This window comes from Thalassotalea sp. PS06 (genome assembly GCF_007197775.1).
Taxonomy (GTDB): domain Bacteria; phylum Pseudomonadota; class Gammaproteobacteria; order Enterobacterales; family Alteromonadaceae; genus Thalassotalea_A.
Genome location: NZ_CP041638.1, coordinates 2,100,336 through 2,125,604 on the forward strand (window position 1 = coordinate 2,100,336; position 25,269 = coordinate 2,125,604).

Here is a 25,269-nt window from a genome sequence, read left to right on the forward strand (position 1 = left end):
AATCATTACATTATATAAAAAAGGGAGCTAAACAGCTCCCTTTTTCTAACAAAATTAATTGTTTGTTATGTTACTCTTCTGAAGCTTGTGCTTCTTCAGACTTTTCAACCGCTTCTTTCATGCTCAGACGAACACGACCCTGACGGTCTACTTCAAGAACTTTAACGGTTACTTCCTGGCCTTCACTTAGGAAGTCAGTCACGTTGTTTACACGCTCTTCAGAGATCTGAGAGATGTGAACAAGACCATCTTTACCTGGAAGTACATTAACAAACGCACCGAAATCAACGATACGAACAACTTTACCGGTGTAGATAGAACCCACTTCGATTTCAGCGGTTAGAGCTTTAATGCGGTTAATTGCATCTTCTGCCTGCTTACCGTCAGTAGCTGCAATCTTAACCGTACCGTCGTCTTCGATTTCAATCGTAGTGCCGGTTTCTTCAGTAAGTTGACGGATAGTTGCGCCACCTTTACCGATAACGTCACGGATCTTGTCAGAGTTGATCTTCATGGTGTGAATGCGTGGTGCAAACTGAGAGATATCGTCACGGTGTGAGTTAATCGCTTCGTCCATTACGCTAAGGATATGGATACGTGCACCTTTGGCCTGGTTAAGAGCCGTTTGCATGATTTCTTTGGTGATACCTTCAATCTTGATATCCATCTGCAATGCAGTGATACCATTAGATGTACCAGCAACTTTAAAGTCCATGTCACCCAAGTGATCTTCATCACCTAAGATGTCAGAAAGTACAACGTGGTTGTCGCCTTCTTTAACCAGACCCATTGCGATACCAGCAACAGAATCTTTAATTGGAACACCAGCATCCATAAGGGCCAGAGATGTACCACATACAGATGCCATTGAAGAAGAACCATTTGATTCAGTGATTTCCGATACGACACGAACCGAATACGGGAATTCTTCGATAGTAGGCATAACAGCCAGGATACCACGCTTCGCCAAACGACCGTGACCGATTTCACGACGCTTAGGAGAACCGATAAAACCTGTCTCGCCAACACAGTATGGAGGGAAGTTGTAGTGCAACATGAAGTTGTCAGTCTTCTCGCCAAGGATGGTTTCAACACGCTGAGCATCACGCTGCGTACCTAAGGTAGCTGTAACTAGCGCCTGAGTTTCACCACGGGTGAACACTGCAGAACCGTGAGTACGTGGAAGTACACCTGTCATTACGTCCAGAGCACGGATCATTTCCGGATCACGACCATCGATACGAGGAGCACCAGAGGTGATACGTTCACGAACGATCTTCTTCTCTAGATCGTGAATAAGGTCTTTTGCTTCGCCTTCATCTAAAGTTTCATCTTCGCCAAGACCGGCATTTAACTGCTCGATAACCTTAGATTTGATTTCGCCGATAGTTTCATAACGCTTGGCTTTTTCAGTGATTTGGTACGCTTCTGTAATATCAGCAGTCGCTAATTCAGCGATTTTCGCAACAAGTGCTTCGTTCTTCGCTGGCGCTTCCCATTCCCATGCAGGAGTGTTTACTTCAGCGGCAAATTCTTTAATCGCGTTTATCGCTTTTTGCGACTCTTCGTGGCCATATACAACCGCGCCTAGCATCACTTCTTCAGATAGTACTTCAGCTTCTGATTCAACCATAAGTACGGCAGATTCAGTACCAGCAACTACAAGGTCAAGTTTACTTTCAGCAAGCTCAGCCTGAAGTGGGTTTAATACGTATTTGTCGTTGATGTAACCAACGCGAGCCGCACCGATAGGACCACTGAACGGAATGCCAGAGATAGCAAGAGCCGCAGAAGTACCTAACAATGAGATGATATCAGGGGCGATTTCTGGGTTAGCAGAAACAACCGTGATAATCACTTGTACTTCGTTTGTGAAACCTTCCGGGAATAGAGGGCGGATTGGGCGATCGATTAATCGTGCGGTAAGTGTTTCTTCTTCAGAAGGACGACCTTCACGCTTGAAGAAACCGCCTGGGATTTTACCCGCGGCATAAGTTTTTTCTTGGTAATTAACAGTTAGTGGGAAAAAATCCTGGCCAGGAACGGCTTCTTTTTTACCAACAACTGATACTAGTACGCTCGTATCATCCATGCTTGCCATGACAGCGGCGGTTGCTTGACGAGCAATAACTCCAGTTTCAAGAGTTACTTTATGCTGTCCGAATTCAAATGTTTTAGTAATCGGAGTCACTTTCTTTTCCTTATCTTTTAATACCATCTGGTATTAGGTATGTATTTTCATATATTAATTCGAGGCTAATTATACGCACTTAAATCGTGAAAGCCAGCAAAAGAAAATGAAGGTTTAAAGTCGATTTGGTTAATACCAATCACACTAAGTTTGTGCACAACTCAGAGTTAGGGCCGAGGTTCAGTTACAACATAGATTTTATTGATATAGTCATTCTATATTAATGAAATATAGGGCAGTAAATGGGACTCTCACTAACTCCCTTCGGGTGAGTTTTAAAGGCGTTTATCCTGCGTTACTGATTTTGGCTAATTTTGAGAGCGGAATAACCATTCTCTGCAATCAAAGCCTTGTCTAAAAGCCTTTAAATTCTCACTGAGTGAGCAATAATTTAATGTGATTGGTATAATTGCAACAGGTTTGTGGTTGTATTGTAGGATTTAGTAAAAATGGGGTCAGAACTTCCTTTCTGCCCCCATTTTTACTAACGATTAGTTATGCACTTAAATGCTTGTTGAAAAAGTCGAGCGTGCGCTGCCAGGAGAGTTCTGCGGCTTTCTCGTCATAGCGTGAGGTAGAGTCGTTATGAAAACCGTGATTCGCACCTTTGTACATATGCATGGTGTATTCTGCATCGATGGATTTCAGATCCTCTTCATATTCTGGCCAGCTGGCATTAACCCGCTTATCCAGTTCCGCTAATTGGATCTGCAATGGTGCTTTAATATTTTTTCGCAGCTCTTTTAAGGCCGGAGTACCGTAATATGGAACACCAGCATTTAGCGAGTCGCCTATTGTCGCTGCCAACATATTGACGATATAACCGCCAAAACAAAAACCTACCGCGCCTAATTTGCCATTGCCCAATTCATGATTCTTTAAAAAATCGGCTGCGGCAATAAAGTCCTGCTCGATTTTCGCTCTATCCATCGAACGTTGCATGCTCCGGCCTTCATCATCGTTTCCCGGATATCCGCCGAGTGGAAATAGCGCATCGGGTGCCAGGGCAATAAAACCGGCTTGCGCCAAACGGCGAGCTACGTCTTTTACATAAGGGTTTAAGCCACGGTTCTCATGGATAACCAATACCACAGGTGCTTTGCCTTCAATATTTGTTGGCGTCACCAGATAGCCTTGCCCTTCCCCATGACCTTTTGGTGACGGGAATTTCTGATAGGTTGCTTTGATATCAGGATCGTTGAAGGAAACTTGCTCGGCTTTAGCGTAATTCGGTAATAACGAAGATGTCAGAACACTCATGGTTAAACCGGCGATAGCCAAGCCCGATAAACGGGTTAAAAATGTGCGACGGTCAATAAGCCCATGGGCATATTCGTCGTACCAATCAAAGGCTTCCTGAGGAATTTTATGCTGTAAATTTTCTATTGCAGGTTTATTTTCATTATTCATATTATTACCCGAATGTGTTGTTATATGGTGTTGTTATTTGTTTATTATGCAGTGTTCTGATTAATCACCACCGCCTCCGCCGCAACCACCTCCGTAGCTCCCGGAGTCATAACCTCCTCCCGTAGTGCCAGAGGTTTCATTATTGCCACTACCACCCTTTCCCTGTTTTTTGGAGTCGGGATGGGAAAAACCTGGCTTTATAATCGCTTGGTAAAATGCGCCACAAAAAGCGCCGACCCAGGCCACAGAAGCAGAGAACGAAAGTATCTTTTCTGGTGACAGGATATCCTTATCAAATGCCAGCATCAGAAATACGGTTGCACAACTGAAAAAGATTAATGCGCCAACAAATGCACCAATGACCGCGTTCTTAAATAAGCGAGACATTTTGAAAATCCATTTGATTTTTATTGACTTACTATTGCACGAGTAACCAAGGAGTTCAACGATATCGCAGCTTTGCCTATCGCGACTAAACGGTTTCCTGGCTTATAAGATAGAGAGAAAGGGCTTGAAAGACCAAGGGGTCAGAGTCGTTGATATTTCAACAACTCTGACCCCTTGATAAAAAACAAAAGGCCGCGAATGCGGCCTTTTGGAAAGTTCTGAGAACTTAATCTTAGCGACGTAAACCTAAACGCTTGATTAGGTCGCTGTAGCGAGCTACGTCTTTACCTTTAAGGTAGTCAAGAAGCTTACGACGCTGGCTAACCATGCGAAGTAGACCACGACGTGAGTGGTGATCGTGGATGTGCTCTTTAAAGTGACCTTGAAGGTGGTTGATTTGTGTAGTTAATAAAGCAACTTGTACTTCAGGTGAACCAGTATCACCTTCAGATTGTGCATATTCTTTAACGATTTCAGCTTTTTTTTGTGCCGTTAGCGACATAATAAACTCCAAATAAACTAAGTCAGACCGATCACTAATTCAGACTGACCGACAAAAGAGGCGGTATTCTAACAAGATTCACCGCCAGTGCAAGTAATTTATAGCAATCCGTTGCAAAGACTGTTTATTCAGTATCTGCCTGGTGATCAACCACCAAACGTTTCGGAGCAAGTAAGCCATCATCGTTTAACTGGCCGACACCGATAAATTTGCTTTCTGGCTCAATCACAATGCGCATTAAACCCTGCTCAGAAAGGCCTGGAACCAACACCGGGTTACCATGGCGAAGATAAACCGCAAGGTCTGCATCGACATTCGCTACAGGCAAATCCGCAACCGCAGTATCCATAGGCAATAGCAACGGTTCAAGATATTTCGCCGGACTTTCATCCGCTTCTTTCGCCTTGGCCAGCAATTGTTCTAATTGCTCAAGCGTTACCATTTTATCGCGTGGATATTGACCCACGGACACCCGGCGAAGCATGCTTACATGAGCACCACAGCCAAGGCGCTCCCCTAAATCATCAACAATGGTACGAATATAGGTGCCTTTAGAAACATGAATTTCCATGTCGACTTCATCGCCTTCAAAGCGAAGTACATCAAGACGAAACACGGTGATATCCCGCGCTTCTCGCTCCACTTCAATACCTTCTCGAGCGTATTTATATAAAGGCTGGCCTTTGTATTTCAGCGCCGAGTACATGGAAGGTACTTGCTTAGTGGTACCTCGAAAAAAATCTAACGCTTGCGCTAACTGCTCTTCACAAACGTCGACTGGTTTTTCAGAAACGACATCACCATCGGCATCAGACGTGGTGGTGCGGATCCCAAGTTTTGCGGTAACGATATAGGTTTTGTCCGTGTCTAACAGAAACTGGGAAAACTTAGTCGCTTCACCAAAACAGATTGGCAGCATACCAGTAGCTAGTGGGTCCAGTGCGCCGGTATGACCGGCTTTGTTAGCAAAATAAATACGTTTCGCAGCCTGCAGGGCATGATTCGATGACATTTCGTAAGGTTTGTCGAGTAACAACACACCATCGACCTGACGACCTTTTCTCCGTCTTGCCATTAATTAATCCTGATTATCCGCAGTTTGCTCATCATCATTCTGGCCATTATCACCAGCACGACGTTTATCTTCAGATACAGCCTGATCTACCAGGGTGCTCATTCGCACACCTTCTACCAATGACTTGTCATATTCAAATCTAAGGTTAGGCATAATACGAGCACGTAAACGCTTCGCAAGAAGTGAGCGAACATAACCGGATGCTTCTTCCAAAACCTTCATTGCAGCGGCAATTTTTTCCGGCTCATCGTCAAAGAAGGTCACGAATACCTTGGCATAAGCCAGGTCACGAGTCACTTCTACAGCAGATACCGTCATCATCGAAAGACGTGGATCTTTAATTTCCCGTTGCAATATCATCGCAACTTCTTTTTGAATTTGTTGGGCTACCCGATCAGTTCGGGCATATTCTCTTGCCATGAGAATCTCCATTACTTTTCCGCCTTGAGGTTAAAAGACCTATTGCGGAGAATTTCATATAAAAAATGGGAGCTAAGCCCCCATTTTATTTAATCTATCGTGGGACCTGAATTACAGGGTACGCTTAACTTCAACCGTCTCGAATACCTCGATTTGGTCACCCACTTTAACGTCATTATAGTTCTTAACACCGATACCACATTCCGTATCTTTACGAACTTCCTGAACGTCATCTTTAAAGCGACGAAGTGATTCTAGCTCACCTTCGTAGATTACTACGTTTTCACGAAGTACGCGGATAGGCGCGCTACGCTTAACGATACCTTCGGTAACCATACAACCGGCAATCGCACCGATTTTCGGTGATTTAAATACGTCACGTACGTCCGCAATACCGATGATTTCCTGCTTGAACTCAGGTGCTAACAAACCGCTCATGGCTTGTTTAACTTCATCGATTAGCTGATAAATAACGCTGTAATAACGTAAATCAAGGTTCTCAGCTTCAATCACTTTACGAGCTGAAGCATCAGCACGAACGTTGAAACCAACAACGATAGCGTTAGATGCCGCTGCTAGTGATGCATCAGTCTCAGTGATACCACCAACACCAGAACCAACGATTTTCACTTTAACTTCATCGGTAGAAAGCTTCACTAATGAGTCAGAAATCGCTTCCAATGAACCTTGTACGTCAGATTTCAATACCACGTTAACTTCGGAGATATCGCCTTCAGCCATATCGGTAAACATGTTTTCAAGCTTAGCTTTTTGCTGACGGGCAAGTTTCACATCACGGAACTTACCTTGACGATAAAGCGCAACTTCACGGGCTTTACGCTCGTCTTTAACAACCGTTGCTTCGTCACCTGATTGTGGTACACCACTCAGACCTAAAATCTCTACCGGGATTGAAGGACCAGCTTCTGTAATTGAACGACCAAGCTCATCGCGCATTGCACGAACACGGCCGTACTCTAGACCACAAAGAACGATATCACCTTGTTTCAAGGTACCTTCCTGTACGAGTACAGTAGCAACCGGACCACGACCTTTATCAAGTTTTGATTCGATAACAACACCATTTGCCATCTTATCAACAACCGCAGTTAGCTCTAGTACTTCAGATTGTAGAAGTACCGCATCAAGCAATTCGTCGATACCCATACCAGATTTCGCTGATACGTGAACGAACTGAACATCACCACCCCAATCTTCTGGGATTACGTCGTGCTGTGATAATTCATTCTTAACACGATCTGGATCTGCAGTTTCTTTATCCATTTTGTTAACAGCGATGATAATCGGTACTTCAGCAGCACGGGCGTGCTGAATCGCTTCGATTGTCTGAGGCATAACACCATCATCGGCAGCAACAACAATGATTACGATATCGGTTGCTTTCGCACCACGAGAACGCATTGACGTAAACGCTGCGTGACCCGGGGTATCAAGGAAAGTGATCATGCCATGGCCAGTTTCTACATGGTAAGCGCCAATGTGCTGTGTAATACCACCGGCTTCGCCAGCCGCAACTTTCGCTTCACGAATGTAATCAAGTAACGAGGTTTTACCATGGTCAACGTGACCCATGATGGTAACAACTGGTGCACGGCTTACAGATTCACCTTCAGCACCGCGGTCAGTAAGAACCGCTTCTTCCAGGGCATTCTCTTTAACAAGAACCGCTTTATGACCCATTTCTTCAACAACAAGTTGTGCTGTTTCCTGGTCGATTACCTGGTTAATGGTTGCCATCGCCCCCATTTTGAACATCGCCTTAACAACTTCAGCGCCTTTAATTGCCATTTTGTCAGCAAGTTCAGCAACAGAAATGGTCTCACCGATGCGAATTTCACGCTCAACCGCTTTCGCCGGTTTTTGGAAACCGTGTTGTAGAGAAGTTGGTGCACTCAAAGTACCCTTGCTGCGACCTTTACCGTGACGACCTTTAGCACCCTGGTCTTTCGCTGGCTTCTTCTTACGACGACGGCGTCCGCCACCCTCATCTTCACGGTCAACGGTATCTTCCGCTTCTTGTGCATACACTGACGAGGTAACATGAACCACTTCCTGTTCACGACGCTTACGTTCAGCTTCCTGCTCTTTCCAGCGAGCTTCGTTTTCTTCCGCAAGCTTAGCAGCAGCTTCCGCTGCTTTTTTCGCTTCTTCTTCAGCTTTTGCCTTGGCTTCTTGTTCCTGGGCTAAACGAATACGTTTCTCTTCTTCGTTTTCCTGCTTCTCAACAACAGGCTCTTTAGCTTTAGCATCTGCAGCAGCTTTCGCTCGAGCTTTGGCTTCTGCATCGGCTTTTGCTTTTGCTTCCGCCTTGGCTTTTGCCTCTGCTTCAGCTTTTGCCCTTGCTTCGGCTTCAGCTTTGGCTTTCGCTTCGGCTTCAGCTTGTGCCTGAGCTTCCGCTTCGGCTTTTGCTTTTGCTTCTGCTTCGGCCTGTGCTTTAAGCTCTAAATCGCTGGCTTTCACATAAGTGCGCTTCTTACGTACTTCAACCTGAACCTGCTTAGCCTTGCTACCAGAACCTGTGGTGATGGTAGATTTGGTCTTACGGTTCAGCGTCATCCGAGAAGGTTTGCCGCTCGAAGTGTCACCGTGCTGTTTCTTTAAGTGCTCAAGCAAGGTTTCTTTTTCCTGCTCGGTAACACTTTCACTGGCCGCTTTTTTGATGCCAGCATCGGCTAACTGCTGTAGCAATTTCGCTTCATCAGTGCCTATATCTTTAGCAAGTTGTGTTACGGTTACATCTGTCATATCTAATCTTTTCTCCTTGCCAGTTCTTATTCTTCGTTGAACCAGCAAATGTTACGCGCAGCCATGATAAACTCTGCCGCTTTTTCTTCACTTAGCTCTTCGATATCGGAAATTTCATCCACACCCTGCTCTGCTAGATCTTCCAGGGTGATCACGCCGCGACTGGCTAATACAAATGCCAGATGACGTTCCATACCTTCAAGGTTTAATAAGTCTTCTGCAGGCTCTGCACCTTCAAGACTTTCCTCAGAAGCAAGAGCCGCAGTGGTAAGTGCGCCTTTAGCACGCTCTCGCAACTCTTCAACAATATCTTCGTCTAAACCATTAATTTCCAGTAATTCACTTACCGGAACATAGGCAATTTCTTCTAAGGTTGAGAAACCTTCTTCTACCAACATGGTGGCAAAATCATCATCGATGTCCAGCTTCTCAGTGAACAAAGTAATTACCTTGTCGTTTTCAGCCTGGTGCTTCGCGTTCATGTCATCAACCGTCATTACGTTTAGTTCCCAGCCAGTTAACTGGCTTGCTAAACGAATGTTCTGACCGCTCTTACCAATCGCCATTGCCAGGTTGCCTTCTTCAACAGCGATATCCATGGCGTTGGCATCTTCATCAACGATGATAGATGCAACTTCCGCTGGTGCCATTGCATTGATAACAAACTGCGCTGGGTTATCGTCGAATAACACGATATCAACACGCTCACCGGCTAACTCGCCAGAAACAGCCTGGACACGAGAACCGCGCATACCAACACACGCACCAACCGGGTCAATACGCTTGTCGTTAGATTTCACAGCAATCTTGGCGCGTGAACCCGGATCGCGGGCAGCACCTTTGATTTCCAGCATCTCTTCACCAATTTCCGGCACTTCAACACGGAACAGCTCGATAAGCATTTCTGGCTTAGCACGGCTAACAAATAATTGCGCGCCACGGGCTTCAGGCTTGATTTCATACAACAAGCCACGAACACGATCACCTGGACGGAACACTTCGCGAGGTAACATTTCATCACGGAAGATCACCGCTTCGGCGTTATTGCCTAAATCAAGGATCACACTCTCACGATTTGCCTTTTTCACTACACCTGTAATGATATCGCCTAGCTGGTCCTGATATTCTTCAACAACCTTGGCACGTTCCGCTTCACGCACTTTTTGTACGATTACCTGTTTTGCAGTTTGGGTGGTGATACGGTCAAATTTGATTGACTCAATCTGATCTTCTACGTAATCACCTAGTTGCATATCTTCACTTTCAACCTGAGCTGCCGCTAAACCAATTTCAGCGTAAGGGTTTTCCAAACCATTTTCGGAATCTTCCACGACTAACCAGCGACGGAAGGTGTCAAAATCACCGCTTTTACGGTCGATGCTTACACGAACTTCAATATCGCCTTCATACTTTTTCTTAGTCGCCGTTTCCAAAGCAGTTTCCATTGCTTTAAAAATACTCTCACGCGGTAGTGCTTTTTCATTAGAAACCGCATCGACAACCAGTAATATTTCCTTACTCATCCTAACTAGCCTCTCTTATTCTTTATAAAACTAAATCTTGGCAATTAAGTTCGCCTTCGCCACATTGGCAATCGGCAATTCATAACTTTCGCCATCAACCTCAACGATCAGGTTGTCACCTTCAACCGCTTCAAGGCTACCCTTGAACTTGCGGCGACCGTTTAATGGCATACCAAGTTTTACATCAACAGTTTCACCTACTACTTCTTCGTAATGGGCTTTTTCAAACAATGGACGGTCAACTCCCGGAGAAGACACTTCCAGGTTATATTCGGTACTAATTGGATCCTCTACGTCCAGGACTGCGCTTACCTGACGGCTTACTTCCGCGCAATCATCAACGGTGATCCCGTTTTCATGATCGATGTACAAACGCAACACTGAATGGTTACCGGCGCTAACGTATTCAATACCCAATAGCTCCATTCCGGTCATCTCTACCGAAGGTCGTAACATTTCAGTCAGTTTTTGTTCAAAATTGCTCAATCACTTTCTCCAAAAACAAAAAAAGGGCTTAAAGCCCAGTAAATAACACCACAAGCTGAATCGTTTTATCGTTACACCTGTCGGTCATCGCCATCACACAATTACGGCAAACATTGACAAACAATAAAAACGAAAAAGCCCCAATCTACACGGGGCTTTATACTGAACCCTTTGTGTCACTGAATTAGCGAGCTAATTCAGTCCCGAAAACCAGCAGTATATCTGCTTAGAGTCACAGTCAGATATCAGTTTACGGCAAAGCTGCGGCAAATTATAAAGGCTGTTGGCCAAGATCGCAATAAGAAATCTATATTCGTCCGCAGCTTAGTAAGTATCGAGCGGACAGCCGACAGTGCACAGAACGTGGCAAGCCTATCACTCGCAGAACACAGAGCAGTTTCCATCACCGAATCCCTGAGGGGTGCAATCAATGCGCAAAAAAGAGTTATTCGATACCAATATGGAAACTTCGTTTTTAAGGCTCAAAGCCGCTCCTTCCACCAGCGCCAGCTTGTCACCTAAAACACGTATAGTTAGTGTTTTCTCCACCAGCGAAGCTTACCTCTGATAACGTGAAAATGCGTCAGTATTTTTACCCGCCTTATTCATTATCCCCTTTCAACAAGGTGATCTCGGCAAATACACTGGCGTTCTTGTATCCCTGGTTCATGTCACCATCCACAGGCGTTATTGGATGTGAGCCGATAAAGTGTTCACGATGTTGAGAACCATCGTTATCACAATATGCCAGCATGAATCCCATTTTCTTGCCCACCGTTAAGGTTTTAGGATGGCTGTTATTCGGGTTCTTATAGTCATAGCTGTCATCGAAAATCAGGATTCTGGCTTCCCAAATCATTTTGTATGGTTCATCAGTGCTGCGGCGCCAAACCGATTCAACATGATGATTCAACAACAAGAAGTTGTTTTTATCATCTCGTTCTCTCGGCCCCATATCCGCAGACTGGTTATCTAATGCCACATGATAAGCGAAGGCATTGAAATTATGAGTATGATCGCCACCAGATGCATCTTCATCAATAAAAATCTCTAAAGCGTCATCATCCCAATAGCGATGCAAAGGATTTGGATGTTGATCAAATAAAACATCATCAACAATCTCAGCCATCAAATACAAAGCATCAGATTGCCATACCAGTTTATAGCGTCCGGAAAAATCCTCCCTACTCGGCTTGTCACCAACCCAGACATGATTCAACAACTGCCAATTTCCCTGCTGCCAAGCTTTATCGCTGCTGTTTCCATCAATAATAATATGACTGTTTGCCCTCGGCACAGCCAAAGTCGATTTCTCACTATCCACACTTGTACTAGATTGTGGCTCTGCCAAAGCTGAGTTTGTCGCTAAGCACCCCGTTAACAGCAAACATACGGTTTTTGCTCTATGTCCTAATCGCTGGAAGTAACTATGAGGGCCTTGCTGGTTCACTTTTAAACCTCTCTATGCATAACAAAATTAATCTGTTCAACCATTTCCTGTAACGATTGATTGCCATCAATTACTACGATAGGCTCTGAAGCCTTAATTTTTTCAAAGTCCTGAAATTGGCTCATCAATAATTTTTCCGAAAAGAAGTGTTGTTTTCTTTGAACCAGACGTTTTTGCAACACATCTTTATCAACTTTCAGGAATACCGCCCTGACATTAAATGGTAGTTCTTCAAACGATTGACGCTGCAATTTTCGTAGCCCTGAATAAGCCAGTACACAATTTCGTTTCCGTCGCGCCTGTGAGCGCAAATAACTCTGTATCGATTCAATCCAGGGCTCTCGAATTTCATCGGTTAATGGTATCGCTTCCGACATCATTTTCTTGGCTTCTGGCGTATGGAAACTATCTGCGTCAATAAATTTGTAACCATAATGAGTTGAAAACTCCGCTGCCAGTGTTGACTTACCTGAACCACTAACGCCCATCAAAATGAATAGATTAGGTAATTCTGGATCAATCGGTGAATATTTATTTAAAGCAATGGACTGTTTTTCCGACAAATGAACGGAAACCTTAGTGCTATCCGGTTTAACGGATTTAACGGATTTAACCTCAATACTTTCAGGTGCGGCCGATACGGCTGTTGTTGGTTTTACTGTTGCATCGGCTTCAGGGGCCTTGACAGCTTCAACTTCCTCCTTTTCAATCGGGAGATAAACATTTACCTTCAAATGATATTCTGTATCCGGCTGCAAGCCTTTCAGGACATTGCCACTAATCTCTTTTCCGTCCAGAGTAAGTTGCATCGGTTTATTAGCGCTTTCCTGGTGGTAATCAACTCTTATTGTTGCACCACGGAATTGGCGAATAACAGAAGCATTCCCCCAATGACTTGGAAGTTTCGGTTCTATCTGCAACCCTTCTGGGTGGCCCTTTAAACCAAAAAGCTCTTCCATTACACATCGGTAATACCAGGCGACCGTACCCGTATTAACCAACTGACTTGACCGCCCGGCATACTGCTCCAGGTTTTTCACCGTTCCTCGATAGTAATTGGGAATAAAGTTGCCCAACTGCCCACGAACTTCAACATCGTTTTGACCGGTGATCATCTGCATCAAACCGTCGAAAGCTTTATCTGCCTGATTTTTCTGATATAACGCGTAAATATGGAAAATACTGGCATGGTTGTAAACCGATCCATTTTCCGCACTGCCCGGAAATTTCTGAGTCAGGCGGCCGATGTCTTCTCGCATTTTGGTATAAGCTGGCGCCAGCATCATAGTCCCATGGGCCGTGGCTAAATGAGACTCGATAGCTTGTTGAGAATCGGTAAATCGATCCTTATCTGCAGCTCCGGCGAGCCAGGCCCAGGATTGCGGATTAAGGTATATCTTGCCTTCTTCATCAGCACTGACACCAAAAGGTTTACCGGCATCAGTAATCCCGCGACTGTACCAGTTACCATCCCAACAATACTTATTCACAGCGTCATTGATCGTCTCAGCGACCTGCTCAAACGACTCGGCTTTTTCTGGATGGGTTTTCGCGATTAACTCTGCTGTCACCTGCAGCGCGTAAGAAGTCGCCAGAGATAACCAGGTTGATATGCCTTTGCCTTGATGGCCAGCCATATTCATTGGATCGCACCAATCTCCCTGTCCAATCAACGCCAGATTGCGCTTGTCGAGATTCCTTTGCAGATTGTCTGCGGCAAGGATCAGGTGCTCGATTACAGGAACTGCAATATCGCTATCACTAAAGCCGACTTTCTGTTCCAGTAACTGATAATCATTATGTTCGTCCAAATACGCTTTTAAACATATTGGCAACCACACATTGATATCCTGATGGGGAACCTGATTAATATATTTCAGCTCGGCGCTGACGTTTAGCAAAATGCCGTCAGGTAACGCGCCATCACGCTTTTGCTGAGATAAGGCAAGGATGAATCGTTGTCGGGCAAGTTTTTTATCGAGAAAACTCGCGCCGATTAAATCCTGCAAAAAATTTCGGGTTTGTGGATCTGTGGTTAACCGCTGTAATTGTCCATGGAAATCCAACTGCTTTGGTAGCCAGGTTGACACAAACTGGTCGAAATCTTGATTACCCGTTGCCGTGATCAGTGGATTGTTAGCAACCCGCGCACAACGGCGATTGTCTTTGACCTGCTTTTCAATACTTAACTCATCAGCAAAGTATATCTGCCTGATATCAGCAATTTGCGTATCGTAATTATCATCATCGACCTGCCCGAACAGAATGGCTAATTGATGCTTACCTTTGGCATCAAGTTCTATCTGAAACTGCTGCGCGGCAATAATGCTCTCGTAATTGCCAGATATATTACCCAGAGTTTCGGCTGCAACCGCATCCGGATTATGCAAACCACCCTCACCCTCAAAACCGCTGAGGCTTGCACACCAACTCGTTGGGGTCTGATTGCTGGTCATAAAGCATCGCTTAGACGCGGCTTTGCTTTTCTCATAATCTTTGAGCTGCTGATAAGGCGCAATGGCTTTGGCAACGATAGCGTTCAAGTTGCTATCAAAGTCTGCGGATTGGTTCATCCACGACCGGTATCCGACACTAAAAGCGGGATAGACGCTTAATTTCCGTGCCTTTCCTGAAAGATCTTCAATCGATAGCTGCCATACTTCGACCGCAAGTTCACCGTCTAAAGTGACTTCTAAATGGCATTTTAAATCTAAATGCTCAACATGCCACTCAATGCAATCCACGCCTACAGTAAACTTAAATTTGGCTTGTTTCTGACGAACCGGTTCATAGGGCAATGAAAATAAATCACCGCTCGCTTCGTCTTTGATATAGAAAAAACGGCCAGGAGAATGGGAAAAATACTGAGTTTCCGGCTGCATGAATGTCGTCGCTTCCAACACTGGCGATCGAGAATAACTTCCCGGCTCAGGCTGCATTACCACGGCATTGGCAAATCCGCGACAGTTAATATGTAAAAAGGTGCTGTGGTTATACAGATAACCGCTGGCACCAGGAATTCGTGTGGGGGACGTTAGGTGTAATTGATGCTTGTCACCATCCAGGTGATAGCTCAGGTGTCTATCTTGACCCATGATTCAATAATTCCTTTCGTTTTAACGTCAAATCCTGTTGGATAGATTGTAAGGTATTGGCATTTAACGGATAAAAGTAAATAACCAATACGGACAGCAAGGCAAAAGCAGCGGGTAATAAGCTCATCAAAAGCACGATACCCAGTTCCGATCCTGCACTTTGTTGCTGGTTTGCCTGGTAGCCCAATGAGCCCAATAACCAACCCATAACACCACCGGCAAGTGCCCCGCCTAATTTTTGCGAGAACGCTGCCGCAGAAAATATCATAGCTGTGGCTCTTCTGCCATATTTCCATTCGGAAAAATCCGCGGTATCGGCGTACATCGAAAATACCAGCGGTGATTTTGGTCCCAGGCATAAACCAATCAAAAATTGTAACCCAAAGATAAGTAACAAGTTTTCCCTTGGAATAAAGTAAAACAAGGTGGAAAACAGCACGACTAAAGCCATCAGCAATAAAAGTAACTGGCGTTTATCTAATAACCGGGTGAGGAACGGAGTTATCGCTGCACCTATTGCCAGAGCGATCATATAAACCAGAGTAAACTGACCGATAAGATCCTCTCTGCCAACGTAATATTTAAAATAAAACGTACCAGAACTGCCCCGAAGTGTGATGGTCATCATGATAATTAAGGCCAATAAAAACAGCACAACCCAAGGCTTGTTGTGCAATAGATCCTGAATATCCTGCTTAACCGTAACCGGCTGCGTGTTGAGTGAAATGATGCGCTCTTTGGTGGATAAAAAGCTGATGATAAATAACCCTGCAGCAATAATCCCGTATATAAACATGGTCAGTTGCCAGCCAAGTTTTTCATCGCCATCACCCAATATATTGACCAGTTCTGGCGTGAAGTATGCTACCAAGGAACCGCCGGTAAAAGCACCGATAAAGCGAAAGCTGGTAAGTTTTGTGCGTTGTTGAGAATCCGAGGTGATAACGCCTAAAAGTGCTCCGTAAGGCACATTGATGAAAGTGTAGGCAAGCATCATAAAAATATAAGTACCGTAAGCCCACACCAATTTGCCGGAATCATTGGTTTCAGGGACGGTGAAGGTTAAGACACCAGCAGCAATTAACGGAATTATCCCCCACAATAAATAGGGTCTGAACTTACCAAATCGGGTTTGCGTACGGTCACTTATTGCCCCCATCAGTGGGTCAGAAAACGCATCAACAATCCGGGTAACCAGCATCATGGTACCGACGGCTGCTGCGGGTAGGCCAAATACATCGGTATAAAAGATAAATAAAAACACATCGAAGACCCGCCAATAAAAATTACTGGCGACATCCCCACAGGCGTACCCTACACATTCCTTGAGCGAAAGCGGTTTTGAAGAATCCTGAGACATAAAGGCTTTCTCCCCTGAAGCCCGATCTGGTTATTTTTTAACCCAGTTGACCTCAATTTAATGCTTCTGTCCAGCAAAAGCTATAGCGAGTTTATATGCTCAGGTCTAAAACACCGTAATTGACAGGTCTTTTTTAAGACTCTGCTTATTTTTTATTTTTATCCAACAGCCCTTGCAGTAAATCCATTGGTAATGGAAACAGAATGGTGGAATTTTTTTCCCCGGCAATTTCCGTCAGCGTTTGTAAGTAACGCAATAAAATGGCATTGGGCTCTGCAGCTAACTTTTCCGCCGCCGTGACTAATTTGTCTGAAGCTTCCATTTCCCCGGAAGCATGAATCACTTTGGCACGTCGGGTTCGTTCTGCTTCGGCTTGCTTGGCGATGGCGCGGATCATACTTTCGTTTAAATCAACATGTTTGATTTCAACATTGGAAACTTTAATCCCCCAACCATCGGTGCGGGCATCGAGAATTTCCTGGATATCGGTATTAAGCATCTCTCGATTTGCCAGCATTTCGTCGAGCTCATGCTGTCCCAACACCGAGCGCAAGGTGGTTTGTGCCAGCTGTGAGGTTGCCTGCAGATAGTCTTCAACATTAATGATGGCTTTTTGCGGATCGATCACCCGACAATACAGCACCGCATTCACCCGCACCGAAACATTATCGCGGCTGATAACATCCTGGCTAGGAACATCCATCACCACAGTGCGCAGATCAACCCGGACCATTTGCTGAATAAACGGGATAATGATGATCAATCCAGGGCCTTTGACCTTGTAAAAACGACCCAGTAAAAAAATCACGCCTCGCTCGTATTCGCGCAAGATCTTAAACGCCGCATACAAGATACCGAGTAGTAATATCACTACCACAGCAGTAAATAGTTGTTCGCTCGAATAAATTGCGTCCATAAAACTACCCTTCTTTTTCCACCGGTCTGACGGTCAGCGTCAGACCCTTGATTGCAATAATCTGAACATACTGGCCTTTTTTAACCGGAGTGTTGGTTTTTGCGTGCCATTGTTCACCGCTGAATAGCACCATGCCTTCGTCGTCAAAATCCTCAACAACCGCAACCGCAGCGCCGATCATTTCTTCCTGACCACTTACCACAGGCGCATTGCGTTTACGCCAGAGAAAGCTTAAGCAGAACACCAGAAATAGCACCGATACAAACGCCACGGCGGCGATAATTGGTAATGACACTTGAAACTCCACTTGCTCTGTATCGATTAAAAATATCGAACCTAATACGAAGGCAACTAACCCACCGATACCTAACACGCCAAAACTGGGCACCATGGCCTCGGCTACTAATAGCCCAATGCCAATGATCAACAAGCCAAATCCGGAATAGCTCAGGGGTAACATTTGCAGGGCATACATGGCCAGTAGCAGGGAAATTGCACCAGTAATTCCCGCAATACCGATACCCGGGCTGTAAAATTCTAAGATCAGACCATAAATACCAATTAGCAATAAAATATAGGCCACATTGGGATTGGTAATCGCGGCGATAAACTGGTGTCGCCAATCGGGGTCAACCGCCTGCAGTTCACTAAGCTGCAACCGCGATTCACTTTCCGCCGTTAATTCAAACCCGCTGAGCATCGTCGGATTTTCTTTAATTTTGCCCAGTAAATCCTCGGGTGAATCCGCCAGTGCATTGATCACGTTTTTCTCAAGCGCCTCTTTAGCGGTAAGAGTTGCAGCCTCGGTAACTGCAAGTTCTGCCCATTCAGCATTACGACCTCGTAACTGCGCCAGGGAACGAATATATGCCACGGCATCATTAAGTACTTTCTTTTCCATCGCCGAGGCATTGTTACCCTGTTGTTTGTCCTGATCATTACCACCGGGTTGGGGGCCAAGATTGACCGGCGTCGCCGCACCTAACGTGGTTGCCGGTGCCATTGCCGCCAGGTGACAGGCGTAGAGAATGTAAGTACCGGCACTCGCTGCCCGGGCCCCCTGGGGATAAACAAGACATGCAATGGGTTTCTGAAAATCCAGAATGCTCTGATTTATATTTCGTAGACTGGAGACCAAACCTCCTGGGGTGTCCAGGGTAATGATCAAAAAAGTAACATTAGGATTGCGGTTTGCCTTTTGGATTTCTTCTACAAGGTAGTCGCCAACCGCGGGGCCAATAGCACCCTGAATATTAAGCACCGGAACAATTGGCTCTGGTGATGATTGTCCTGCACGCCCTGCTCCGCTATCGCGTTCGGCAAGAGCCGGCGAAAACAAAAGCAACCACATGATAATCAACCACTTGCCCGTCATTTTCAGATCCCAGAGCGTTTTCATTATAAGTATAGTTAACGCACAGGTTTCAGGTTTCAGGATTTCCAACACCAACTGCGGATATTTAGTGTGCGGAAAGAAGTAGTGCTTATTAATTGTAACTTGGTTAGTGCTCCCCTCATTCAGATATTTGTCATCGAAGGGCCAAAAATTAGAGCAACTGGGAAAAACAATTAGTTTGCCAAACATAGGAGATACAGCCGACAACATATTTTAAGAGTTTAATTTTTGCTCTAACAATGCATGCAATGATGTCCGAGTCGTTGCAACAGTCGTTTTTAATATACTTCTTGAATTCGCTGATTGTCCGAGTGTTTTACATACCTCGTAGAAACCAACCACATCTAACTGATTTTCATATAGAAAATATCTGGCACCAATATTGCTCAATTCTCCGAATAAGCAATCGAATAATATGATAAACGCCAATCAAAGCCTCCAAAGAATTAAGCCATTCATATCACCCGATTGTTGATTAATATTTTTACCACCTGTTCAGGAGACAATAAATGAAACTTTCAGCAGCAAAAATTATTTTTGGTGCACTTTATGTACTCGCCTGCTGCAGTGCTATCGCCAAAGACGATAAAAGCAAAGAGGTAGAAGTGACTAATTCCACTGAAGAAGCTGTGCCAGTGACAGTAGAGTCGGGAACCGTTGCAGTAGAAAACAGCTCGCAACCTCTCAATGTCAATATTTCCAACGATCCAATTGATGTTCGAGTGATATCAGATAGTTCGGGTTCCGGTGGACTTACCGATAGTAATGTCATTCGCAGGCCATATCAAAAAAGAGGATCCGGTGAGGCCAGCGTCCGAGCATGCACTTGGGGTACAGCGGCTCCAGCTGGCCTGGTTATTGAAATGATAAGTTTTAGCGGCCAGGACTATATTTCGGGTCAAAACCCAAGACTATATGTTTCTTTGACCACAAATGGTGTAAATGCTGAATACGTATTCCCGGGAGAGGATTTGTCTAACCTGCAACAAGGTCGTGCTGCTGGACAGACGGTTAACGTGCGCTTTTACCCCGATGCAGGCACTACCATTTATTTTAACTTCTTTGCCGAAAGCGTCGATACTTGTCAATTTGCATTTTCCGGCTATACCCTGGAAGGAAGCAGAAGTTTGGCCCCTTAAGGCTCAGGCTGAAACTCTTCTTTAGGCAAGCGGAGACAGATGGCAATACAAACCTGTCTCCATCTTTGGCGTGTCTTAAAATATGAACTGCCAATTATTCCTGTGACGCGCATTGGGCTTCGGTTTTTAACCCGAGTTTCTTAAATACCGTAGCTGCCGGGCAAAACCCGGTGAATGAAAATTGTAATAAGTTGGCACCGATAAACACGGTAAACCAGAAAAAGTTAGGATGGACGAAATGGGTTAATGCCAGGGATAGCAATACCATAAATCCAGCAAAACGAAATACAGCTCTTTCAACAGTCATAATATACTCCTTTGATGACGCTAATAATTAAATCGGAGCCGCAACCACAGATTAGTATTATCCTGTTGCTGCCCGAAAAACGAATAATCCTGCTCTCCCCAAAAGACGTTGGCACCTGCCGCTAAAGTCCAGTTATCATTATAGCGATAAGTCATTGACGGTTTAAGATAACCGTCCTGATCGGTTGGGGAATAAAATACAAACACACTACTGGTCAATGTCTGGCGCTTTGACAGATGTGTTAATCGCAGCGTCAATACCTGACGATTTTCCTCGACCAGGGTTTCAGGCGACAGTGAATTAACCACATATTCATCATAATTATCCGTGTGTTCCAGATAAAACTGCACCGCACCGGTTAAACCTTTAACCAGCTCCTGCTCATAGCCAAACAACAAACGAACCTGGTCATTGGCAATGAATGGATTATCACCTCGACTATCTTCGATACTGTTGTAAACCGCAATTTCACTGTTGAACAGGCCGCTGGCAAATGGTGTTCGAATACTTGCGCCATAGGTGTGAAGTTCAGGGAAGTACGCTAGGCCGGCATTATCACCCTCAATAGAAATCCCGGTTGGTGTGGTCCAGTAACCTTTCGAGCCATAAAGTGCGTACTCAATGCCCTTGAAACTGGTTGCTACACGCACTGCATATTGCTCACCATAATTTTCCAGCAGTGGAAAACGCTCTGGCGCAACGATGGTCATTGCCTGCGGTGAATAAAACGAAAAGCGTTCACCAGTGATAAAATTGTCCGGTGTAAACTCAGACGAGTAAACCAAATCAAAGGTGATATTTTTCACATACTGCATTACCCGCACACTATCATTCGGCGCTTTTAAATAAGCATCGTCTCGCCCGGCGAAAAACGACTGCCAGTCTTTGGCAAACAAATCGTTCAGGAACAGATAATCGCCGGTACCCCAAGTGATCACCTGACGACCTAATATCACATCGGTATTCTGTAGAGGGCTAAAAGCCAGGTTTAACTCCCGGGCATCAAATTCCAATTGTTCCGTTACACCGTCGGCCAGCAAATCGCCTTTGGCGGTAACAACATAGCCCTCGCTCTGATAACTAACCTCACCACGCCCTCTTAATTCAGCCAGTGACTGTTGTTTGTCAGTCACATTATGCTGAGTGAACGCTCCCAACCCCGCTTCAACAAAGCCAGAAAACAGCCAGGGAGATGCTTTTTCTTGTTCATCACCCCAGTCATCATCGCCCCAGAGATCTTGCGGGTCGCTTTCATCCTGAGCAGATTGCTGAAGTTGCGACGCCACAGGCGCAACTTCAGTCGCGTTAACCGTCTGTGGCAACATTAAGCTGATTACTGCCCATGTCATTGCCCGATTTATTACCCGGTATCGAAGCCCTTTAACCGAACCAGGCACGGTACGACTTAGCTTTACCCGTCGACGTTTATTCATCACCAGGTCCTAGTTCAACCATTTCGCTAGCGGTGTACGCAAACTGCGCTCACTAAAGACACTGTCTGGAAGACCTAAATCATAACTGACATTACGAAATTGCATCTCTGTGTATGAACCGTCACTTACTTGTTCAATCTTTGAGTGCATCACCGTGGTGTGTCCCTGAATGTCCTCGGTTTTCAACACCGTCATCTTGCGCATCGGTTGGTCTTTTTCGTTAAAATAAATCACCTGCATCGGTAAAAAGGTCGACCTATCAATGCTGGCCTGATAATAAGCAAATTCAACCGAATCAGGATTTTTTGGCGTGCCTTTGATTTGATAACTATCATCGCTAGTTGATTGCAACTCGAAAGTATCTTCCTTGGGGTTACGGCCAGATACATCTTCGTAATAAAAATGCGAACCAACAAAAGAGGTGCGCTTATCGGATGCCGAGATACGCTTTACCAAATCCAGTGCCGGCAGGTACAGCCAGCGGTTATCATCCTGTTCAACATGCTTTTCCACGCGAAATACTGTGCCTTTCACGTCAGTTGGCCGGGAAAATATCACCAACATGTTTTGCTGACCATGATCGGCGACATCCTTGCGCAAAATATTAAACTGGCGCATTTGTTTATTGCCATTCTGATCAACAATCAGCATGCGTGCTTCTGCCCTGCCATCATCGCCGGCATAGTAAGATGCCAGATTCGCATTGCGAATGATGTCTTCCGCGCTTCGCTGCTCGGCAACTGCCGCAGCCGCAATCAGCATGGTAGTGCAGGCAATCAAGCCTTTAATTATTGTGTTCATAGTAAATCCTCTCTCCTCAGTGCCTGTTTTTCTGTCTAAGCCCACCTGTGACAGGCTTTAAGACTTATCTGTCAAAATCAGTAATGCCGGTAGCAATACCAGGGTAACCAGCGCTGATACCACCATAATGCTGGCCAGGAAAAATCCCACCGTAATATAGGGCACTAAAGGCGACAGTAATAATGGGGTAAAACCGATTGCGATAACAATCGCATTTCGGGAAATGGCGCGGCTTGGTTCCTGGCACATTTGGGTAAGAGCCAACGACATCGAACCTAGCTCTGTGCGCAGTTCGCGCAACCGCTGCAAGAAGTGGATAGCAAAATCAATCGACAAGCCCAGGGTTAACGCGCTCAGCACCGCAATTGGCATGTCATAGGCTTTGCCCATCCAGCCGATCAGGCCATAAATCATGGTGATGGTAAATGTCAGTGGTAACATCGCCAAGAAGCCATATTTGAGAGAACGAAACAGCAGCACCATCATCAAAAATACGATTACAAAACTTGATAGCAAACTATCCAACATGCCGCTCACCATCAGATCCTGCCAGACTACATTCAAATAGGATTTGCCAGCCCAATCGGCTTCAATGGCAATTGGCGCAGGATTACTGGCCATGTAATCTTCAACCCAGGTGACCACCGCATTCATATGCTGGTTATCACCACTAGTCATTTGCAGCCATAACAATGCAGACTGATAATCGGTATCAACGAAATGCCATAAATCCTGTGGACGGTGCGATGATTGATATTGCAACAGAGTTTGCGCAACCCCATTTGCGGATTCGGGAATGGCAAAATCCGCTTCGTCTCCGGAATGTAATTCCCGATTTACGGTTTTAACGATATCGGTGATCGAGTTAACTTTACCAACCATGCCAGAATCAATAAGCGCCGCCTGCAAATTGCTAAGCCAGTCAAGCATCTCTGGCTGCATAAATACCTTACGCTCGTTAAGCTCGCGCTCAACCAACTGCAGCATGGTATCAACCGATTCGCTGTACTCACTGTCAACGCTGAAACTTAAATCATCAAGTAAAACCACTAATTCCTGATCAATACCTTTGTCGCGCAAGTGGGCTTCGATTTCACTGACATCCAGACCCTGTTTTTGCATGTCCTGTATGTTGGTATGCAGAGATTTCTGTATTTGTTGTTGATTGTTTGCTGCAGAATCAAATACCAGCCAGGCATCATAGGTACCGGCAAAATGTTCATTGAGGACTTTATCAGCAACACGGATTTGATGATCTTGTTTAAACCAGTTCACTGGATTGTCATTGATTACTATCTTACTGATACCGACGATGCTCAGCCCAAGTACCAGCAGGAACGCAGGAATAATCAACTTGGCCTGTTGTTGGGCATGGGCGCCTAAGGCAACCAGTACTTTTGACAATATGCCCTTTTGCTCCAGGCGAGTTACCGCATCATGCAGGTTTTCAATCGCTGCCGGTGACATTCTTGATATGTACACTGGAATGAATATCACGGTTAACGCAAACGCCAATAAAATCCCTGATCCAATAAATGCACCAAATATTTTTACCGGTGGAATTGGCGTAAGCAGTAACGAGAAAAAACCGACCGCTGAGGTTAATGAGGTGAACAACATCGGCTTGTACAAATGCTTCATAACCTGGGTAAGAACCGAGTTAACGTCTTCGCCTTTTTTATAACGATCGGCAAATTCGGATAAAATATGCACCGAGTCAACCACCGCAATTGGCATCAGGAAGATGGCAATCATCGAAGACATAATGTGAACGGTGAAGCCCATACCGATTAGCGACCCCATGATAATAATCACGGTGGCCATAGCGACTATCATAGGCGCCACAATCAGGGGGAAATTTCTAAAAAAGTACCAGAGCAACAGGAAAATAGCGAGGCCCGCGAGCGGTGCTGCAACCCCCATTTGCACAAACATTTCATAACCAAACTGATCTTCTGCGATTGGCAAACCAGTAATGTGAATCTCAAGACTGGTATCCAGAGTATCGGCAAATTCGCGAATCTGCGTGGCAACGCTATAACTTTTGTCCTTCGAAGTCAGCGGGATATAAATGGCTGCCGCCTTATCATCGCCAGACACCAGGGTGTTTTCCAACATTGGTAAACGCTTTACTGCGGCTTCGAGTGATGCCGCCCCCTCAGTGGTTGTTGGGGCAATTTTCATCAAATACGAAAATCTAATACCGGTATTGTTACCCTGTGCATCGAATTCCTGAGTAATATTATCGACCACATCAAGGGCCAGGTAATCGTTAGAGATCACGTCCTCAAATTGCAGGATAAATTGCGACAACTGATTCAGAGTCTGCAAGTGCTGCGCCTGATAGATACTGTCGCTGCTAACGACCCCAACGACAACCATGTCGTGCATTACAAACTTTGTCTTGATGTCATTATGAAACACCCGTGCCGGCGCATCGCTACTTAGCATGTTTTCCGGATCGGTGTCGATTTGCAATCGTGGGAACATTGCCAGGGTTAGCGTAACCAATAGGATAACGACGCCATAAACGATTTTGGGTTTACCTAAAGACCAGGATAATAAATTTGCGTAATTCACGTTTTTTCTCTTGTATTCAACGTTGCCAAGAT

19 protein-coding genes are annotated in these 25,269 nt (G+C 45.1%); 1 reads left to right on the plus strand and 18 read right to left on the minus strand.

The genetic code is table 11. The features are described from left to right. Positions 1-70: 70 nt before the first annotated feature. The 14 genes from pnp to FNC98_RS09435 form a co-directional block, all read right to left on the minus strand. Entirely contained in the window at positions 71-2,191 is a 2,121-nt protein-coding gene (gene pnp, locus FNC98_RS09370) for a polyribonucleotide nucleotidyltransferase (protein WP_221932872.1), read from the minus strand. A 495-nt stretch (positions 2,192-2,686) separates the two neighbouring features. Continuing rightward, positions 2,687-3,601, minus strand: a complete 915-nt coding sequence (locus FNC98_RS09375) for a dienelactone hydrolase family protein (RefSeq protein ID WP_143580982.1) — start codon at positions 3,599-3,601, stop codon at positions 2,687-2,689. A gap of 60 nt (positions 3,602-3,661) precedes the next feature. Further along, positions 3,662-3,988 (minus strand): hypothetical protein, encoded by a 327-nt coding sequence (locus tag FNC98_RS09380; protein ID WP_143580983.1) that lies wholly within the window; start codon positions 3,986-3,988, stop codon positions 3,662-3,664. 232 nt (positions 3,989-4,220) lie between these two features. Further along, complete coding sequence (rpsO, locus tag FNC98_RS09385) at positions 4,221-4,490, minus strand: 30S ribosomal protein S15 (RefSeq protein WP_143580984.1); 270 nt, start codon at positions 4,488-4,490, stop codon at positions 4,221-4,223. Positions 4,491-4,614: 124 nt separating this feature from the next. Beyond that, entirely contained in the window at positions 4,615-5,565 is a 951-nt protein-coding gene (gene truB, locus FNC98_RS09390; RefSeq protein WP_143580985.1) for a tRNA pseudouridine(55) synthase TruB, read from the minus strand. Positions 5,566-5,568: 3 nt separating this feature from the next. Then, positions 5,569-5,985, minus strand: coding sequence for a 30S ribosome-binding factor RbfA (gene rbfA / locus FNC98_RS09395; RefSeq protein ID WP_143580986.1), 417 nt, complete (start codon positions 5,983-5,985; stop codon positions 5,569-5,571). A gap of 111 nt (positions 5,986-6,096) precedes the next feature. After that, entirely contained in the window at positions 6,097-8,751 is a 2,655-nt protein-coding gene (gene infB, locus FNC98_RS09400) for a translation initiation factor IF-2 (protein ID WP_143580987.1), read from the minus strand. Between the two features lie 26 nt (positions 8,752-8,777). Then, positions 8,778-10,274 carry a transcription termination factor NusA gene (nusA, locus tag FNC98_RS09405; RefSeq protein ID WP_143580988.1) on the minus strand — a complete coding sequence of 499 codons (1,497 nt, stop codon included), beginning with the start codon at positions 10,272-10,274 and terminating at the stop codon, positions 8,778-8,780. Positions 10,275-10,304: 30 nt separating this feature from the next. Next, positions 10,305-10,760, minus strand: coding sequence for a ribosome maturation factor RimP (gene rimP / locus FNC98_RS09410; RefSeq protein ID WP_143580989.1), 456 nt, complete (start codon positions 10,758-10,760; stop codon positions 10,305-10,307). Positions 10,761-11,361: 601 nt separating this feature from the next. Beyond that, positions 11,362-12,111 (minus strand): sugar-binding protein, encoded by a 750-nt coding sequence (locus tag FNC98_RS09415; RefSeq protein ID WP_409574580.1) that lies wholly within the window; start codon positions 12,109-12,111, stop codon positions 11,362-11,364. A gap of 101 nt (positions 12,112-12,212) precedes the next feature. Then, positions 12,213-15,305: a gluconokinase, GntK/IdnK-type gene (locus FNC98_RS09420; RefSeq protein WP_143580991.1), complete on the minus strand. Its 3,093-nt coding sequence runs from the start codon at positions 15,303-15,305 to the stop codon at positions 12,213-12,215. After that, on the minus strand, positions 15,292-16,665 hold the full coding sequence (locus FNC98_RS09425; RefSeq protein ID WP_143580992.1) for an MFS transporter: 1,374 nt from the start codon (positions 16,663-16,665) through the stop codon (positions 15,292-15,294). Before FNC98_RS09425 ends, FNC98_RS09420 begins: the two co-directional genes overlap by 14 nt. A gap of 145 nt (positions 16,666-16,810) precedes the next feature. Then, positions 16,811-17,581: a slipin family protein gene (locus FNC98_RS09430; RefSeq protein ID WP_143580993.1), complete on the minus strand. Its 771-nt coding sequence runs from the start codon at positions 17,579-17,581 to the stop codon at positions 16,811-16,813. 4 nt (positions 17,582-17,585) lie between these two features. Beyond that, positions 17,586-18,980, minus strand: coding sequence for an NfeD family protein (locus FNC98_RS09435; protein WP_260680332.1), 1,395 nt, complete (start codon positions 18,978-18,980; stop codon positions 17,586-17,588). 506 nt (positions 18,981-19,486) lie between these two features. Between FNC98_RS09435 and FNC98_RS09440 the strand changes: the two genes are divergently transcribed. Next, positions 19,487-20,116: a hypothetical protein gene (locus FNC98_RS09440; RefSeq protein WP_143580994.1), complete on the plus strand. Its 630-nt coding sequence runs from the start codon at positions 19,487-19,489 to the stop codon at positions 20,114-20,116. 94 nt (positions 20,117-20,210) lie between these two features. Here FNC98_RS09440 and FNC98_RS09445 read toward each other — a convergent pair whose 3' ends face one another. The 4 genes from FNC98_RS09445 to FNC98_RS09460 are packed head-to-tail and all read right to left on the minus strand — an operon-like array spanning position 20,211 to position 25,237. After that, positions 20,211-20,423: a DUF2892 domain-containing protein gene (locus tag FNC98_RS09445; RefSeq protein WP_143580995.1), complete on the minus strand. Its 213-nt coding sequence runs from the start codon at positions 20,421-20,423 to the stop codon at positions 20,211-20,213. A 20-nt stretch (positions 20,424-20,443) separates the two neighbouring features. Beyond that, positions 20,444-21,856 (minus strand): hypothetical protein, encoded by a 1,413-nt coding sequence (locus tag FNC98_RS09450; protein ID WP_143580996.1) that lies wholly within the window; start codon positions 21,854-21,856, stop codon positions 20,444-20,446. A 9-nt stretch (positions 21,857-21,865) separates the two neighbouring features. Further along, on the minus strand, positions 21,866-22,657 hold the full coding sequence (locus FNC98_RS09455; protein WP_143580997.1) for an outer membrane lipoprotein-sorting protein: 792 nt from the start codon (positions 22,655-22,657) through the stop codon (positions 21,866-21,868). Between the two features lie 57 nt (positions 22,658-22,714). Next, positions 22,715-25,237, minus strand: a complete 2,523-nt coding sequence (locus FNC98_RS09460) for an efflux RND transporter permease subunit (RefSeq protein ID WP_221932873.1) — start codon at positions 25,235-25,237, stop codon at positions 22,715-22,717. Between the last annotated feature and the right edge of the window lie 32 nt (positions 25,238-25,269).